Origin of the sequence: Flavobacterium sp., assembly GCF_044368995.1 — a bacterium.
Taxonomy (GTDB): Bacteria; Bacteroidota; Bacteroidia; order Flavobacteriales; family Flavobacteriaceae; genus Flavobacterium.
The window spans coordinates 1-18,961 of record NZ_JBIPMS010000001.1; the positions used below are offsets into that span (position 1 = coordinate 1).

Sequence of the window (18,961 nt, forward strand, 5' to 3'; positions counted from 1 at the left end):
CAGGTCCTCAAGGTTTAGCAGGTTCCAACGGAACAAACGGAATAAACGGTCTTAATGGCGCAGTTGGTCCTCAAGGTTTAGCCGGCACAAACGGCACAAACGGTCTTGATGGCGCAGTTGGTCCTCAAGGTCCAATAGGATTAACAGGTGCAACAGGTCCTCAAGGTTTAGCTGGAACAAACGGCACAAACGGTCTTAATGGCGCAGTTGGTCCTCAGGGATTACAAGGACCACAAGGTATAGCAGGGACAAATGGTCTTGACGGAGCAGTTGGTCCACAAGGGCCAATAGGATTAACAGGAGCTACGGGGTCACAAGGTATTCCAGGAATTCAGGGAGTAGCTGGACCTACAGGTGCAACAGGTCTTCAAGGTTTAGCTGGCACAAATGGACTTAATGGACTTAATGGCGCAGTTGGTCCTCAAGGTTTAGCGGGCACAAACGGCACAAACGGTCTTGATGGCGCAGTTGGTCCTCAGGGGCCAATAGGATTAACAGGTGCAACAGGTCCTCAAGGTTTAGCAGGTTCCAACGGAACAAACGGAATAAACGGTCTTAATGGCGCAGTTGGTCCTCAAGGTTTAGCCGGCACAAACGGCACAAACGGTCTTGATGGCGCAGTTGGTCCTCAGGGGCCAATAGGATTAACAGGTGCAACAGGTCCTCAAGGTTTAGCAGGTTCCAACGGAACAAACGGAACAAACGGAATAAACGGAATAAACGGTCTTAATGGCGCAGTTGGTCCTCAGGGGTTACAAGGCATTCAAGGTCTTGACGGTGCAGTTGGTCCACAAGGTATTCAAGGTATTCAAGGTATAGCAGGAATTAACGGTGTCGATGGTGCAGTTGGACCTCAAGGAATACAAGGCGAAATGGGCCCTCAAGGAGATATTGGACAACAAGGTCCAGCAGGAATTGACGGAATTAACGGAATTAACGGTGTCGATGGTGCAGTTGGTCTTCAAGGGATACAAGGCGAAATGGGACCTCAGGGACCTCAAGGAGAAATGGGACCTCAGGGCCCAGCAGGAATTGACGGTGCAACTGGTGCTAATGGCGAAGTTGGCCCACAAGGAATACAAGGAGAAATGGGACCTCAGGGAATACAAGGAGAAATTGGACAACAAGGCCCAGCAGGAATTGACGGAATGAATGGTGTTAATGGTGCACAAGGCCCACAAGGAGAAATGGGACCTCAGGGACCTCAAGGAGATATTGGACAACAAGGCCCAGCAGGAATTGACGGAGCAACTGGTGCTAATGGCGAAGTTGGCCCACAAGGAATACAAGGAGAAATGGGACCTCAGGGCCCAGCAGGAATTGACGGAACTAATGGCGCTGATGGCGCACAGGGACCTCAAGGACCAGCTGGAAGTGACGCTACTGTTACCGTAGGCGCAATAAGTTCTACTTCAAATTCAAATGGTGCTACTATAGCTGCAGGCGAATTAAAACTTGCACCAGCCGATGCTTCTTATGGAGGTATTGTTACCACGGCAGACCAAACTTTTACGGGTAATAAAACCTTTAATTCTAATTTAAATGGAAACGGATTAATTACTGGATTTGGTTTTGAAGCATATAGAATTCAAAATTCAAGCGGTTACTTTTCAGGGTATAATACAGATGGATCTACAAATACAGGATACCTACAATTTAATAGTGGTAATGATGTTACTTTAAGAGCGGAACAAAATAATGCTCTTAAATTAGGTGCTGCGGGTCAAAATACATTAACGCTTGGAGCAGATCAAAAAGCGACTTTAAATGGAGCAATGGATATTTATGGAAATGCAACTATTTATGGAAATACAACTGTAGGCGGCAATACTACTACTAATGGCAACACTAGTTCAAATGGATTAATTACTGGATTTAGTTTTGAAGCATATAGAATTCAAAATTCAAGCGGTTACTTTTCAGGGTTTAATACAGACGGAACTACAAGAACAGGATACCTACAATTTAATAGTGGTAATGATGTTACTTTAAAAGCGGAACAAAATAATGCTCTTAACTTAGGTGCTGCGGGTCAAAATACATTAACGCTTGGAGCAGATCAAAAAGCGACTTTAAATGGAGCAATGGATATTTATGGAAATGCAACTATTTATGGCAATACAACTGTAAGCGGCAATACTACTACTAATGGCAACACTAGTTCAAATGGATTAATTACTGGATTTAGTTCTGAAGCATATAGAATTCAAAATTCAAGCGGATGGTTTTCAGGGTATAATACAGATGGATCTACAAGAACAGGATACTTACAATTTAATAGTGGTAATGATATTACTTTAAGAGCGGAACAAAATAATGCTCTTAACTTAGGTGCTGCGGGTCAAAATACATTAACGCTTGGAGCAGATCAAAAAGCGACTTTAAATGGAGCAATGGATATTAATGGAAACACAACTATTAATGGAAACACAACTTCTAACTCATTTATAAAACAAAACGGTCTTTCAACTCAATATTTAATGGCTGATGGTTCGGTATCTAATGGTGCGGCAATGGGACTTCAAGGGTTACAAGGCGAAATGGGAATTCCGGGAGCTCCAGGAGAAATTGGACCACAAGGCCCAGCTGGAATTGACGGAGCAACTGGTGCAGTTGGACCTCAAGGAGAAATGGGACCTCAAGGGATACAAGGAGAAATGGGACCTCAAGGAATACAAGGAGAAATGGGACCTCAAGGAGAAATTGGACAACAAGGCCCTGCAGGAGTTGACGGAATGAATGGTGTTGATGGACCTCAAGGGGTACAAGGCCCACAAGGAGAAATTGGACAACAAGGTCCAGCAGGAATTGACGGAGCAACTGGTGCAGTTGGACCTCAAGGAGAAATGGGACCTCAAGGAATACAAGGAGAAATGGGACCTCAAGGAATACAAGGAGAAATTGGACCACAAGGCCCAGCAGGAGTTGACGGAATGAATGGTGTTGATGGACCTCAAGGGGTACAAGGCCCACAAGGAGAAATTGGACAACAAGGTCCAGCAGGAATTGACGGAGCAACTGGTGCTAATGGCGAAGTTGGACCTCAAGGAATACAAGGAGAAATTGGACCACAAGGCCCAGCAGGAATTGACGGAATGAATGGTGTTGATGGACCTCAAGGGGTACAAGGCCCACAAGGAGAAATTGGCCCACAAGGTCCAGCAGGAATTGACGGAGCAACTGGTGCTGATGGTGCAGTTGGACCTCAAGGCGAAATGGGACCTCAAGGCGAAATGGGACCACAAGGCCCAGCTGGAATTGATGGAACAAATGGTGTCGATGGTGCACAAGGACCACAAGGCCCAACGGCAGATCTTACAGGGTATGCAACTACATCTGATCTGAACATGTTGCAGTCTGATGTAATGTATAATCAGTCTCAGATATCAATGTTGCAGAATGATGTATGGAACAACCAAATGATGTGGAATAATTATTATCAATCAGATATATCTATATTGCAGAGTGATGTATCGATGTTACAGTCTCAAATATCAATGTTGCAGTATGACATATGGAACAACCAAATGATGTGGAATAGTTATTATCAATCAGATATATATATGTTGCAGAGTGATGTATCGATGTTACAGAATCAGATATCAACGTTGCAGTCGAATGTTTCTTCGAAAGAAGATGCGGCAAACAAATCTATTGATGTAACTTTGTCTGACACTACAAATGTTAAGTTTCCAACGGAATTAGCAGTAAAAACCTATGTGGATGCTCAAATTGCTTCAGGGACTGTTACTGTAGGCGCAATAAATTCTTCTTCAAATTCATTTGGTGCTTCTATTACCGAAGGCGAGTTAAATCTTGCTCCAGCTGATGCAACTTATGGTGGTATTGTTACCATAGAAGACCAAACTTTTGCAGGAAATAAATCGTTTGTTTCGGATATTACTGTAAACGGAATCAAAGTAGGAGCTGGAGGAACTGATTCATCAGCTTACGAAAATGTTGCTGTTGGAATTAGCTCACTAACGGCAAATACTTCCGGAAATCGTAATTCTGCTTTTGGACAAGAATCACTGTCTTTAAATACAATAGGAAACGAAAACACAGCTTATGGAGCGTATTCCTTACAATATAACACTTTGGGTTCTGAAAATAACGCCCTAGGAAAGTCGGCATTAGCAAATAATAGTTTGGGTAGTTATAATACATCAATCGGTGCTAATGCCCTTTATTTAAACACCTTAGGAAATAAAAATACTGCTATTGGTAATTATGCTTTATTTTCTAATGAAGTAGGTAATAATAACGTAGCAATTGGAAACGACTCAGGATTTGGTAATACAGGTTATAATAATACATTTTTAGGAAACAATTCCAATTCTAATGGATTAATTTCAAATGCAACTGCCATTGGTTATCAAGCAATTGTTGTTGCGGATAACACCATTCAATTAGGAAATACAGATGTTACGGATGTTAAAACTAGTGGATCAGTAACGGCTAAATCCATAATTTCTTCTGGTAGAATGGTAATGAGTACAGCAACTATTGAATACTCTGAATTGAATAATTATGATGTTTCTAATGTTTCCATTCTTTTTGTAAGACCAGATTCAAGTTGGACAAGTATTTATGGTTTATCAGGGGGTGTTTTGGGTCAAGTTATTCATATTTATTCAGTTAATGATCAAACATTAAACTGTTGTACTGGTTTGTCGCTACATAATTTTAATAGCTCGAATACAGGCATACAAAAATTTGTGGCTCCAGGAGATATTAATATTGATTCGAATAAAAATACTACTTTGGTTTTTGACGGAACTTACTGGAGAGTTTCTAAATTTGGGGGAATGTAATTTCTTTTTTAAGAATAGTATTTTAGTTCAAATTGAAATATTTTTTTAATCATTATAAAAAGGTTCAACTTTAGTTGAACCTTTTTATATACAATTTATGATTTTTAACTTATTAATTTCAGAACAACCAAAAAAACCAGTAGCTAAAATAAGTTAATTTCTAGAATTAGAAGCTTTAGTAAAGCAAATAAAACACTCAATATATTAAGTGTTTTATAAAAAAAGGGAATATTATTTAATTAGTTGGTTTTTAATCAGTTATATTTATATATTTGACTTTCTTTATTAATTTAAATCTTAAAAAAATGAAAAAAACAATTTCCCTTATAGCTTTAGTTGGGTTGCTAGTTATCTCTTGTAAAAAAGAAGGAACGGCTTCAACTGTAGAAGGTAAAAATCCAGATCAAATTGGTGTAACGGTTAGTAAATCAGCCAATATTGAAATGGTAAAAAAATTGACTGCTATGGCTGAAAATTCTGACTTCCCAAATTTTAAAGCCAACTTCGCACCAAAAGCCGTTATTCATGATAATATGAATGATATAAGTATTGACGAAAACATTAAAATGTTAGAAGATATTAAAGCAAATGGGATGACAATTTCATTAAGTAAAAAACCGCTTATTTGGGAAATTATTAATGATAAAGCAAATGAAAAAACAGGTGTTAAAAATTACGTGTTTACCTATTATGACGCTACTTTTTCAAGAGGAGGAAAATCAGTTGTAATCAATTACAATATGATTTTCGCTATCAAAGACGGAAAAGTTGTTGAAGAATGGGACATCTATGATTCTGCACCAATTTTGAACTTATTAAAATAATTATCCAAAATTTTAATCATTCTATATTATGAAAAAATCTATTGTAGTTATTGCATTAACAAGCTTACTGTGTGTAAGTTGTAAAAATGAAAGTGCCGAAAGAGAGAAAGTAGCTCAAGCCAACATCGATTCCTATTCTAAAACATGGGAATTAGTTGTAAATGAAGGTAAAGTAAATGTATTAGACACTGCTTACGCACCAGAAATTGTATTACATACAGTACCAGAAATTAAAGGAATAGCAGGCGCAAAAGCTTATTATGCTAATTTTGTAACTGGATTCTCAAACAGAAAATTTATTGTGAAAGAGATGTATGCTAGTGGTGACAAAGTAACAAAATACTGGCAATTTAAAGGAACGCACACAGGTAATTTTATGGGAATTCCTGCAACTGGAAAAACAGTAGACATTGAAGGTTGTACCATTGCAAAAATGGTAAACGGAAAAATTGTTGAAGAAAGAGATTTTATGGACAACATGAGTTTCTTAACACAACTAGGGGTGCTTAAATAAAAACAAATTCACAAAAAATCCCGAGATTATCGGGATTTTTTTGTTATAAGCTAGACTTAAATTGTTCTAAGAAACGAACATCGTTTTCATAAAACATTCTAATATCACCAATTTGGTATAATAACATGGCAATTCTTTCAATTCCCATTCCAAAAGCGTATCCGGTATATTCGTTTGAGTCAATACCACAGTTTTTCAACACATTTGGGTCTACCATTCCGCAACCCATAATTTCTAACCAGCCTGTTCCTTTTGTAATTCGGTAATCAGTTTCGGTTTTCAATCCCCAATAAATATCTACTTCCGCACTGGGTTCTGTAAATGGAAAATAAGACGGACGCAATCTGATTTTAGATTTTCCGAACATTTCTTTAGTAAAATATAAAAGCGTTTGTTTTAAATCGGCAAACGACACATTTTTATCAATATACAACCCTTCTACTTGGTGGAAAATACAATGCGAACGAGACGAAATAGCTTCGTTACGGAAAACCCTTCCAGGAGAAATGGTTCTAATAGGCGGTTGGTTGTTTTCCATATATCTCACTTGCACAGATGAGGTATGTGTTCGCAATAAAACATCTGGATTGGTTTGTATAAAAAACGTATCCTGCATGTCACGAGCGGGATGGTATTCCGGTAAATTTAATGCGGTGAAATTATGCCAATCATCTTCAATTTCTGGCCCTTCAGAAACGTTAAACCCAATGGTTGAAAAAACATCTAAAATTTGATTTTTAACTAGAGAAATAGGGTGACGAGAACCAATATGAATTGGACTTCCAGGGCGAGACAAATCTCCAAATAGGCTTATAGTTTCCGTTTTATTTTCAAGAAGTTCCTGAATGGTTTTTACTTTTTCTTCTGCCGTGTTTTTTAACTCGTTTATTACCTGACCAAATTCTTTCTTTTGTTCGTTAGGAACGTTTTTAAATTCGGCAAAAAAATCTTTCAATAAACCTTTACTTCCTAAGTATTTAATACGAAATTCTTCTAAAGTACTTTTGTCTTCAGTTTGGAAAGCTTTAGCTTCTTCAATATGTTGTTTTATCTTGTGTATCATTATAAAAAGGTAATAGTCTGTAAATTTATGTATTTTTTAGCGATTAGTCTATAAAAAAGTAATTAGTGAAAAGTAAAAAGTGATTAGCAAGTTTAATTTAAAGGTTTTCACTATTGACTTTTTACTTACCACTAGTTACTCAATAATCTCTTTTTCTAAAAAATAATTCACGATGGCTTCTTTCATTAAAACCGATTGCTCTCCTGCTTTTAGTGGTGGAAGTTCTTTTACAACTTTATAATGTGGCCAGCCATCTTTATCAAAAAATTCAAATTCGTAATATCCGTAAGGTTCTAATAGTTTACAAATGGCAATGTGCATCAGGTTTACTTTTTCGTCTTTTTTAAATTCCATATTTATTTTCCCTAATTCTTGCACGCCAATTAAATAAATAATGGCATCTAAATCCAACACTTCACCATCGGCAAATTTTTCAGATAAAAAAGCCACTACTTTTTCCCAGCGTTCTTTTAATTGTATATCTCTAGACATTTATATTTTGTTTTTTACAAAGATAGTATTTGAGGTTTGCATTTTGTAGTTTTGTTTTTATAAAATATATATAATTTATGGAATTTATTGATATTGTTTTTGCCGTCTTATTAGGGTACAGTATATATAATGGGTTAAAAAACGGTCTTTTTGTAGAAATAGCTTCTTTTAGTTCTTTAATTGTAGGGATATTTGTAGCTATAAAATTTTCGCATATTGTTAGATTGACTTTAGAAGAAAAAATAAAAACCAATCCAAAATACATTGAAATTATTGCTTTTGCCATTACTTTTATTTTAGTGCTTATTGGCATTCATTTATTGGCAAAATTTTTTACAAAGATAGTAAGTTTTGCCTATTTAGGTTGGCTAAATAAATTAGGAGGCGCTATTTTTAGTATGCTAAAAACCATTTTAATGTTAGGTGTTTTAATAAGTTTGCTTCAAAGAATAAATAGTAATGGGATGTTGGTAAAACAAGAAACACTAAACCAATCTTTATTTTATCAACCTGTCCAAGAAGTTTCTAAATTTATATTACCAAACTTGGGGAAATGGTACGAAGAAGTAAAAGAACGAACAAAAGAAAAACCGGAGAACAAAAACAAATAATTAATAAAAATTAATCATTAACATCTCATTAACACAATAAATAGCGTGGAGTAACAACATTAATTAAAAAAATAAATACATTTGTACTATTAATAATAACTAATTTAAATATAATAATTATGAAAACAGTAAAATTACTTGCATTTGCTTTATTAATGAGCTCAATTTCATTTGCTCAAACTCCCGCGCCAGCTGCTGTTGCTGTTCCAGCTTCACCGCAAACACCATCTCAAATGAAATGGGAAAAAGAAACGCACGAATTTGGGACTATTGAACAAGGGAAACCAGTTTCTTACGAGTTTACTTTTACCAACTCTACTAACAAAGATGTTACTTTAAAGGATGTAAAAGCATCTTGTGGATGTACAGCAACTAATTACACAAAAACTGCGATCAAACCAGGTGAAAAAGGAACAGTAACAGCTACTTATAACGCAGCTGCAGGCGGTGCTTTTCACAAAACGGTTACAGTAACCACAAGCGAAGAAAATGCTATGCCAAAAACAATAACAATCAAAGGAACTGTTAAAGTTAATGAAGCACCAGCAGTAGCTGCTCCGGCTTCAAAATAATTTTATCTCTAATATTTAAAAACCCGATAAAATACTTTTTATCGGGGTTTTTTTATGGAAACTAAATTATACAATAGCATTTTAATAATTTATTCCTCATATTTATTAGAAAATTCAGATTATATCTAGTATTATTTTACAAAAAAAGAGTCCTACTAGAACCCTTTTAATTTGATTATCTTGTTAAAACAATTTTCTTGGTTGTTTTAGAACTTCCGTTTTCTATGGTGATTAAATATACCCCATCAGATAAATTAGAAATATTGATATTGTCTATAGTACTAATCATTTCTTTAGTTGAAATTATTCTGCCTTGTATATCATATAGTTTTACTATTGAATTACTTTCTAAATTTTGATTACCCAAATCAATATTTACAATTCCAGTAGTTGGATTAGGATATATTTTTAAGTTAGAAAAAGCAGTATCTTCAATTGCAAGCGGTACCTGGATGCTACAAATTTGAAGTTTCACAGAATTGATTGTTCCGCCATCGCCATTTTCTCCATCAGAAACAATTAAATTCCAAGTACCGTCAGCTGGTAATCCATTTAAATCAGTAAGCGTTTGTTGCGGTTGAACAGTTCCAGAAATAGCCGGATTTGTACCACAAACTAAAGGCGTGCCACTATCATCAACAATACAATTTATATTATCATTTCCAACACAAACACCATTAAATAAGGTAATCATTGGACTTCCAATACTTACAGGTCCTTGAAGTCTTACATTTGCTTCTTCTACATAGGTATGAGAGATATCTAATTGAATATTAATATCTCCAATAGTTAATCCACCAGTTACTATGATAGGAACTATTGCTAAGGCAGTATTAGTGGTATTTATAATATTATTTGAAAAGTCGGTTGCTATAAATTCGTTTCCACAAGATAAAACGCCTGTTTGGAACGTATTAACTGTACCTGAAGATGTTGGCGCACCACCACATCGGTTTAAAGGCAAAACTCTCCAGTAATAGTAAGTTTCTTGACTTAAATTTGAAACTACAAATGAGTTTCCAGTTGTATTAACGTCGGTAATTAATGTTGTGAAATTTGGTGAAGTTGAAAGTTGAACATTATATATTTCAGCGTTTTCACTAGTGTTCCAAGTTAAATTAACTGTAGTTGCAACCGTATTTTGATTATTTACCGGAGTGTTTAATACAATTGGGCTAAATGCACTATTATAAACTTTTAATCCTTTAAAACGCGTTTCAGTTTCCGTTCCATTATTACCAATAATTCCTACATTGTAGGTACCAGGAACTACATTAGATAAATTAGAAACGGTCATAGTAACTGGACCATTTGAATTTCTAGAAGTTGGGGAGAAAACTACATTTGCGCCACTTGGCAATCCTACTGCACTAAAGTTAGTTGTTGTTGCACTAGATTGAGAATAATTGAATGTGTAAACTGCGGCTTGATTGGCACAAACTTCAAGATCATTAGAAGTAGAAATAATTGCAAATCCAGAAGTAACACCTGTAATAATTAATGAAAAATCTTGTTTGTTAGTTTCAAGGGTTCCTTTGTGAGTAACTGTTATTACATAATCTCCGGCAGGCGGAGCATCTATTTTTACTTGCTCTACGTTGTCGATATTATTATCTCCAACTCTAGTTGCATCAAGAGTTGGGTCTGAATCTAATTTCCATGGATAATAAGTAGTTCCGTTTCTTGTGATTCTAACATCTAAATCGTTTACAAGTGCGCGAGTTAAATCGTTTGCTGCTCTTTCACCATTATTGGCATCACCAGGAATATCCGTCCAACAAGCAGTAGCCATTAAAGGAGTTGTTCCTAAAGACTTAACTGTAATTGTGTAAGTTTGTCCTTGATTTAGTCTTTCTTCAGAAATCCAAGAATTTAGACCATTTGATGATATGGCTTGAGCCGCAGCTTTTGCATTTAATAAACCCCAACCAAAAATTGCATCTGGTCCTACGTTTCCAGAATCATCAGCTGTATGACAAGCTAAACCTTTTAAAGTGGAAGCTTTCATGAAATTATTGGTTATATTTTTATAATGTTGTTGTAATAATAATAAAGTTCCAGCTACATTTGGCGAAGACATTGATGTTCCAGATGATACATAGGTTAAGCTATTACTTGAACCACTTGTAGATGTTAAAAATGTCCCGTTCCCTGTTAAATCCGGTTTTATTCTTCTATCATCAGTCGGTCCTTGGCTACTTGAACTATTAATTAACAATGGAGTAGTTAAATTTCCCGCTTCATCAATTTCTGCATCTTGAGCATTAGCAATAACTAAATTGTTTTTAGCTGTTTTATTTCCAGTTAATTTATCATAACCAAAATAAATAGGCTCGGCATTATTTTGATCAGTACCTGAATTTCCTGCTGAAGCAACCATTAAATAGTAGGGTGATAAATAGGCTATTTCATCCCAGTTTCTTGCGTCAGAATCATACGTTCCGATATACCAAGCTGGCAACGTTACAAACGGAGGATTTTGATTTGTCACAGGCACACCATAAGAATGGTTTGAAATCAACATCCCTAATAAAACTTCTGATAGCACTTCGTTTTCATCATCATTCCAATCGAAAGTTCTTCCTGTAGCCTCATAAGCCATACCTCTAATAGTAGGAGATCCATTTGCTAAAACAGTACCCGTTACGTGTGATGCATGAGAAGAATAAGAAGTTCCGCTTGGGTCATCCACACTTTCAACTCTACCACCATAATGATTATGCTGTGTTCTAACTTTTCCTCCATCCCATACTCGTGCTACCATTCCTTGTCCATTTAAAGTAAGGCCAAGTGATCCATTTGTATTCAAATGAATAGCTCTAGTTGATCTTGCCGCATCTTGGTTTTCTGTTGCATAGTACAAAGGATGCCCGTCTGAAGTCAATCTCATTAATTGATGAAAATTTCCTTTTTTATCAGTATAACTTAATGGAATGTTATTTTCTAGAGCATATTTATAAGCTCTTGTTCTTTCTTTTTCTTCTAAAATTTTGAATTCCTTGGCCTTACTTTTAATTAGTGCAACATCGTAATCTTTAGTGATATTTATAATGTCTTTTTCAGATTGGCTATATGCAAAAAGACTTGTAAAGTATAGAGATAATATAAATATTTTATTTTTCATTTTTTTCATTTTTTTAGTAAATTTTGGTAAGCAAATATATTAATTTAAGTTTTAATAACAATATCATGTTTTTAAATTATCGAACTTTAACATTTGTTATCTAATCTATTAATTTACTTTTTTGATGTTATTTACAAATTAGCAAAAAAATCATTTCCTTTGTCATCGGTAATGATAAATGCAGGAAAGTCTTTTACAGTGATTTTACGAACGGCTTCCATACCTAATTCTTCAAAGTCAACAACTTCTACAGATAATATATTTTCTTTTGCTAAAATGGCAGCAGGACCTCCAATTGAACCCAAATAGAAACCACCATATTTATGACAAGCATTCATTACATCTTTACTTCGGTTTCCTTTGGCTAACATGATCATACTTCCGCCAGTGGCTTGGAATTCATCCACATAAACATCCATTCTTCCTGCGGTTGTAGGACCGAAACTCCCTGAAGGCATGCCATCTGGGGTTTTTGCAGGCCCTGCATAATAAACAGGATGGTTTTTGAAATAGTCAGGCATGGGTTTTCCTGCGTCTAATAATTCTTTAATTTTTGCATGTGCAATGTCACGAGCTACAATTAAAGTACCATTTAATTTTAAACGGGTTTTAATTGGGTATTTCGATAATTCTGCTAAAATTTCCGACATAGGTTTATTCAAATCTATAGCAACAGCGGGTTCTAAATGAGGCGCTGTTGCTGGTAAAAACTGACTCGGATTGGTTTCTAATTGTTCTAAGAAAATACCTTCTTTTGTAATTTTTCCTTTGATATTTCTATCTGCTGAACAAGAAACGCCCATTCCTACCGGACAAGAAGCCGCATGACGAGGCAAACGAATGACACGAACATCGTGCGTTAAATATTTTCCGCCAAACTGCGCACCAATTTGACTTTCTTGACAAATGATTTGTACTCTTTTTTCCCATTCTAAATCGCGAAATGCTTGACCAGACATGTTACCAGTGGTTGGTAAATTATCATAATAACCTGCTGATGCTTTTTTGACAGTTGCTAAATTCGCTTCGGCAGAAGTGCCACCAATTACTAAAGCCAAATGGTAGGGCGGACAAGCCGCTGTTCCTAAATCCATAATGCGCTCACGAACAAATTCTTCTAAAGATTTGTCATTTAATAACGATTTTGTTTTTTGGTACAAGAAGGTTTTATTGGCTGAACCACCACCTTTTGTTAAAAACAAAAATTCGTAAGTAGCGCCTTTTTTGGCATAAATATCAATTTGAGCGGGAAGATTTGAACCCGAATTCTTTTCTTCAAACATCGAAATAGGTACAATTTGCGAATAACGAAGGTTTTTATTTTGGTACGTATTGTAAATCCCTTTAGATAACCATTCGCCATCTTCCTCACCGGTGTAAACATTTTCTCCTTTTTTAGCTACAACAATAGCCGTTCCAGTATCTTGACAGGAAGGCAATTGACCTTCAACTGCAACCGCAGCATTTTGTAATAAATTATATGCCACAAATCTGTCATTGTCAGTGGCTTCGGGGTCTTCAATTATGTTTCGTAATTTTTGTAAATGTGATGAACGTAACATAAATGATACATCGTCCATGGCTTCTTGAGCCAATAATTCTAATCCTTTTGGGTCCACCACTAAGATTTCCCTATCGCCATGTTGTTCTATTTTTACAAAATCTGAAGTTAATTTTTTGTATTGCGTATCGTCTTTTAAAATTGGATACGGGTCTTGATATATAAAGTCCATTTGTTTGAATTTTGAAGCGTAAAGTTACGGATATCACACAAGCTTTCCAAAAGTTTTCTGTTTCACCTGCAAGGTCTTTTTTTGACCTTGTAGGTGTTTATCTATACCTTGAAGGATTATTTCGTATTTTGTTATTTAATAGCTATTTATGTTTAAAACAATTTTTTTATTCTAGCTTTTGCTTTTCAGATAATATTTCATTTTTAAAATCGTGACAATAAATAAAATTGTCTATATTTTCAAATAAATGAACCACTTCATTTCTTAATAAGTGAGTTGGTTTATCTGAAAGAATTGCTTTGTAGGAAGAAAAAGAAAAGCTTTTATAATCTATGTCCAAGTGATGTTTTGGATTTAGATGAATATACTGAATTACATTTTTTAAATATTCTTCATTTTCAATTTGTATTCTTTTGAAATGTTTTTCAAATAAACTTCCAGTTCTATTATTTTGTTTGTTAAATGCTTTTGCATAAGCGTTAAATAAATTCGATAGTGCTTGTGTCACTTCTTTTTCATTATTAATTTGAAACACAAAATGAAAATGATTATCCATTAAGCAATAGGCAAAAGTTTCTACTTTACGTTCTAAATATTTCAAATATAGTTTTAGAAAGTAGCGTTTATTTTCATCAGTATTGAAAATAGTTTCACCATTAATACCTCTGTTATAGATGTGATAAACTTTGTCTTTTTCTAAAATTTCAAGTTTCATTTGGCGTTTATTTTTCAACTATAAGGTTTCAATAACCTTTTTGGTCTTGCTTATTATTGGTTTATTTTTATAATTTTATACCTACAAGGTTTTGGAAACCTTGCAGGAATTTGGAGATCCACCCTCTAAAAAAACCAACTCGCCACAGCAATTGCGGCAATTACACAAATTAAATCTACCAAAAGCATAATTCCTAAAGTGTATCGGGTGTTTTTTACATGAATGCTTCCAAAATATACCGCAATTACATAAAAAGTAGTTTCTGCACTGCATTGAAAAATAGTACTCAATCTCCCGGTTAATGAATCTACTCCAAAGGTATTCATGGCGTCAATCATAAATCCTCGCGAACCACTTGAACTGAAAGGGCGTAACATAGCAACAGGTAAGGAATCGGTAATTTGTTTGCTTACACCAATATTTGAAAATACAAAAGAAATACCGTTGCTCATAATTTCAAACAAACCACTATTTCTAAAAAATGAAATGGCCACTAACATTCCCATTACATAAGGAAAAATAGTTACACCAGTAGTTAAACCGTTTTTGGCACCAGACACAAAAGCGTCAAAAATCGTGGTTTTTTGCTCCCCAAATTTCTTTTCTTTAGTGAAAGCATAAACTAATGTAATCCCAATAATTGCAATTAACATTAAACCCGATAAATTAGAGGTAAAAAAGTTTTTTTCTACTAAATTTAATCCGTTAACGTAAAATAATAAACCAGTAATTGCAGCAATTATAGTCATTAATCCAACGATTAAAGTGGCGCTTTTAAAGTTTATTTTCTGTTTGATGCCGACAATTAATAGGGCAGCAATGGTCCCTATAAATGAGGTGATGATACAAGGCAACATTACATCTGCAGGATTTTCTGCATTTGCTGCTGCACGATAGCCAATAATAGAGGTTGGAATTAAAGTTAAACCCGCGGCGTGTAAACACATAAACATAATTTGGGCATCGCTGGCTTTGTCTTTGTCTGGATTTAGTGTTTGTAAACTTTCCATAGCTTTTAATCCGAAAGGCGTCGCGGCAGAATCTAACCCTAAGAAATTAGCTGCAAAATTTAACGTCATGTAGGAAACCGATTCGTGATTTTTAGGCACGGAAGGAAATATTTGTGCGAAAAACGGACTTAATTTTTTGGCTAATTTTTCGGATGCGCCAGAAATAATTAATAGTTCCATTAATCCGCAAAAGAAAGCCAAATAGGCCATAAGTGGTAAAATAATATCAAACAAACTGGTTTTACAAGTGGGCAATAAACCATCCGATTTTTGTTTGCCACTATATATTTTTACCGTTTGGTTTTTATAAACGTATGTAGTATCTGGATTTAAGGTATCTCTATTGATAGTAAATGTTTTTTCCGACGATTTTTGAATACTATCTTTAATAAAAGCAGGAATTTCTTTTAAAAACTTTTCCGAAATTAAAATAGGATCATCTTTTTTTCCATTTAACACATAATCTACGGAATAGGTGTTACTTGCAAATAAACTTACTATAATAAACACTATAGAAGAAATAAAAATAGTCAACCAAAATCTACTTAATACCATATTGTATTTTTTTGTAAATGTATGATTTTATAAGATAAAAAAAAACCGTTCCAAAATGAATTGGAACGGTTTTAGCATTTTAAATTTCTAAAGAATTAGAATTTGTAGGTAACTGTAAAGTTTGATGTTCTACCAAATCCAAAGAATACTTGGTTTGAAGTATCAATACCATTGTACGTTTGTGTGTTGATATAGTTATTATATAACGTTTCGGTAGCAAAGTCTGCTTGCGTTTTTGTTAAAATATTTGTTCTAGATTCAGCAATGTAAATAGTGTTTAAAACATTATTCATGTTAAATCTGAAGTTTAAAGAATTTTCTTTGTTTTTACCTACCAACATTTTGTAAGAAAAACCTAAATCCATTAAACCGTAAGATGGTAACTCTAATGAGCCTAAATCGTTAGCAGCTTGTGTTTTAAAGTTTACAGGGTCAATTGCAGCATATAATCTGTCAATATATCTGTAATTAGCATCTAATCTTACTCTTGTTAACACTTCGTAAGAAAATCCTAAAGCAGCAGTTGTTTGAGCCGCATCACCCACTTTTAACCCATCAGTATATAAAGTTTCTTTAAAAGCTTCATTAGTGGTTGGATTTGTAATAACTACATTGTTATCATCTTGGTAACTTGCTGTTACATTACTTCCATATCTCCAGTCTCCGTATGAGAACATACCATTAATATCTAATTTCTTGAATGGCTTGAATACGAAATCTAACTCAGTACCCATGTGAATTTGCTCTACACCTTCTAAGAAGGCAGAACCAGGAATTGTTGGAGTTGTGGCATTCAAATCATGATTAATATTAGCAGTTAATCTAATAAATCTATCTTTCCAAGTAGTTCTGTATACATTTACATTAGCAGAAAATAGTTTAGATTTGAAACCATAACCGGCTTCTAATCCCATGATTTTCTCATTAGTTAAGTTTTCATTTATAACAGATGCATTATTGATAAAAACTGCATTAAAGAAAGGTTGTTTAGAATAATAACCTGCATTCACATACACATTGTTTTTTTCGTCAATGTTATAGTTTGCACCCCCTTTTACATTTCCACCTAAAATATTTTTATAGTCAGTTGACGACAATGGATTAGATGATAAATATTTATAATAATCTACTCTTTTGAAACCTTGTTGAGAAACCGCAGCTTGTAAAAACAATGTCAATTTTTCTGTAGAGTATTCTAATTGTGTAAAGGCTCCAAGCCAATTAACTAAACCATCATTATTATAGTTAATCGCTTTTTGGTAATCTGTATTCCATAAAGGATTTAAGTTAGGTTCTGTAGCATATTGGAAATTTGAAACGGTGTTTAAGTTGTTTGCATCACCTGCTAAGTTGTTAAAACTTGTAGAACCCAATAAATCGTTTAATACTTGATAGTGAATTCCTCTATAGGTTCTTGCATCAACACCAAAATCTAACGTTAATTTATCAGTAAGTTTTGTGTTTAAGTTTACAATACCTCCATACCAGTTATGCGAGTTGATAGATGAAATTTTAGAAATACCATTAGTAGTATTAGTTGCAGTTCCATTATTATTTTGGAATTGTCCAGACGTTAAACCTCTTGTAGATGTCCCTGTTGTTCCAGGAATAGAAACAGCTTGTCCTGAGTTCCAAGATTGAATTAAATCTACGTTTATAGTCCCATCTGCTTTTCTTAAATTATCTGCGAAAAATCTATTACCTCTAATCGCTCCAGTTCCGTTAGAACCTCCACCACGACCCCAAGAGGCATAAACAACAGTAGATAATTTCATTTTATCAGAAATTTTATAATCCCAGTTTAATGACGCTACAGGTTTATGATAAAAGTTAGTTCTAAAACTATATTCTTCCCCATTTAACATTCCCCAATCAGAATTGTATCTAATGTTTGGATCCATCTCTGCAGGATTACCATATTTAATATATTGTGCAATTGTTGGAGCAGCACTACGTTGGTTGTGCCATTGTGGTGCGCCGGTAAATACAAATTGAAAATCATGTTTGTCATTTAATTGGTATCCTAAACCAATAAAATAATTTCCACCTTCAAATTTTGTACCATCAACATATCCATCTCCAGTTGTTCTTGACATTAAAAACGAAGCGGATAAACCATTTTTCATTTTACCAGTATTGTAAGACAATTGGTTTTTAAAATAGTCGTCATTACCAAAAGAAGAAGCATATACTCCGCCTTCTTTTTGGTCTGCTGTTTTTGTAACTACATTTATAGTTCCACCCACAGAAGAAATAGCTAATTTAGAAGACCCTAAACCTCTTTGTACTTGCATAGCGCTAGTTACATCAGAAAGACCAGCCCAGTTACTCCAGTATACTGCACTATTTTCCATATCATTAACAGGAACCCCATTAATTAATACTGCAATGTTGTTTTGGTTAAATCCACGAATGTTTACTCTTGAATCTCCAAATCCACCACCAGATTTGGTAGCATACACAGAAGGGGTGTTATTTAACATTTCAGGAAATTCTTGATTTCCTAATTTTGCTTGAATTTCAGAAGCTTTGATTGTAGAAACCGCTACAGGAGTTTTTCTGCTTTTAGCGATATCAACTGTTGTAGATTTTACCACTACTTCTTCAATTTCTGAACTACTTAATACTAAAGCAATAGTTCCTAAGTTTTGATTTCCAGCAAATGAAACTTTTGAAGATTCAAATCCAAGAAAAGAAATAACAACTGTTCCAGCATTTTCTTTTGAAACAATTTTAAAACTTCCATCTTCTGAAGTTTTTACTGTAGATGCATTTCCTTTAACACTCACAATAGCATTTGCTAGAGGATTGTTAGAGTTGTCAGTTACTTTACCAGTTACGGTTGACTGAGCAAAAACCATTGATGAAGACATCAATAATAAGGTTAAAAACCAATAAATGTTCTTTTTCATGTTTTGTTAGTTAAATATTTTA

At 34.5% G+C, this 18,961-nt stretch carries 12 protein-coding genes; 5 read left to right on the forward strand and 7 right to left on the reverse strand.

Going from position 1 to position 18,961, the window contains the following annotated elements:
* From ACIQ2I_RS00005 to ACIQ2I_RS00015, 3 genes are all read left to right on the forward strand, one after another.
* Positions 1 to 4,814 (forward strand): hypothetical protein (locus ACIQ2I_RS00005; protein WP_396180383.1); only part of this gene is annotated, 4,814 nt, incomplete at its 5' end.
* 305 nt (positions 4,815 to 5,119) lie between these two features.
* Positions 5,120 to 5,638, forward strand: coding sequence for a nuclear transport factor 2 family protein (locus ACIQ2I_RS00010; RefSeq protein WP_396180384.1), 519 nt, complete (start codon positions 5,120 to 5,122; stop codon positions 5,636 to 5,638).
* Positions 5,639 to 5,666: 28 nt separating this feature from the next.
* Entirely contained in the window at positions 5,667 to 6,152 is a 486-nt protein-coding gene (locus tag ACIQ2I_RS00015; RefSeq protein WP_396180385.1) for an ester cyclase, read from the forward strand.
* A 43-nt stretch (positions 6,153 to 6,195) separates the two neighbouring features.
* Here the strand turns inward: ACIQ2I_RS00015 and pheS are convergent, their stop codons facing one another.
* Complete coding sequence (gene pheS, locus ACIQ2I_RS00020; protein ID WP_396180386.1) at positions 6,196 to 7,215, reverse strand: phenylalanine--tRNA ligase subunit alpha; 1,020 nt, start codon at positions 7,213 to 7,215, stop codon at positions 6,196 to 6,198.
* Between the two features lie 135 nt (positions 7,216 to 7,350).
* Positions 7,351 to 7,707 (reverse strand): hypothetical protein, encoded by a 357-nt coding sequence (locus tag ACIQ2I_RS00025; protein ID WP_396180387.1) that lies wholly within the window; start codon positions 7,705 to 7,707, stop codon positions 7,351 to 7,353.
* A gap of 77 nt (positions 7,708 to 7,784) precedes the next feature.
* Between ACIQ2I_RS00025 and ACIQ2I_RS00030 the strand changes: the two genes are divergently transcribed.
* Together ACIQ2I_RS00030 and ACIQ2I_RS00035 are read left to right on the forward strand one after the other, a co-directional pair.
* Positions 7,785 to 8,318 (forward strand): CvpA family protein, encoded by a 534-nt coding sequence (locus ACIQ2I_RS00030; RefSeq protein ID WP_396180388.1) that lies wholly within the window; start codon positions 7,785 to 7,787, stop codon positions 8,316 to 8,318.
* A gap of 119 nt (positions 8,319 to 8,437) precedes the next feature.
* Complete coding sequence (locus tag ACIQ2I_RS00035; protein WP_396180389.1) at positions 8,438 to 8,890, forward strand: DUF1573 domain-containing protein; 453 nt, start codon at positions 8,438 to 8,440, stop codon at positions 8,888 to 8,890.
* A gap of 175 nt (positions 8,891 to 9,065) precedes the next feature.
* On the opposite strand, the gene ACIQ2I_RS00040 is transcribed toward ACIQ2I_RS00035, so the two are convergent.
* The 5 genes from ACIQ2I_RS00040 to ACIQ2I_RS00060 all read right to left on the reverse strand — a co-directional run bounded on the left by ACIQ2I_RS00040 (position 9,066) and on the right by ACIQ2I_RS00060 (position 18,939).
* Positions 9,066 to 12,014: a S8 family serine peptidase gene (locus tag ACIQ2I_RS00040; protein WP_396180390.1), complete on the reverse strand. Its 2,949-nt coding sequence runs from the start codon at positions 12,012 to 12,014 to the stop codon at positions 9,066 to 9,068.
* Between the two features lie 131 nt (positions 12,015 to 12,145).
* The gene (locus ACIQ2I_RS00045; protein WP_396180391.1) at positions 12,146 to 13,747 is read right to left on the reverse strand and encodes a fumarate hydratase; all 1,602 of its coding nucleotides are present in this window, start codon (positions 13,745 to 13,747) and stop codon (positions 12,146 to 12,148) included.
* 166 nt (positions 13,748 to 13,913) lie between these two features.
* The gene (locus ACIQ2I_RS00050; RefSeq protein ID WP_396180392.1) at positions 13,914 to 14,462 is read right to left on the reverse strand and encodes a transposase; all 549 of its coding nucleotides are present in this window, start codon (positions 14,460 to 14,462) and stop codon (positions 13,914 to 13,916) included.
* Positions 14,463 to 14,587: 125 nt separating this feature from the next.
* Positions 14,588 to 16,027 carry a nucleoside recognition domain-containing protein gene (locus tag ACIQ2I_RS00055; RefSeq protein WP_396180393.1) on the reverse strand — a complete coding sequence of 480 codons (1,440 nt, stop codon included), beginning with the start codon at positions 16,025 to 16,027 and terminating at the stop codon, positions 14,588 to 14,590.
* A gap of 95 nt (positions 16,028 to 16,122) precedes the next feature.
* Positions 16,123 to 18,939: a TonB-dependent receptor gene (locus ACIQ2I_RS00060; RefSeq protein ID WP_396180394.1), complete on the reverse strand. Its 2,817-nt coding sequence runs from the start codon at positions 18,937 to 18,939 to the stop codon at positions 16,123 to 16,125.
* Between the last annotated feature and the right edge of the window lie 22 nt (positions 18,940 to 18,961).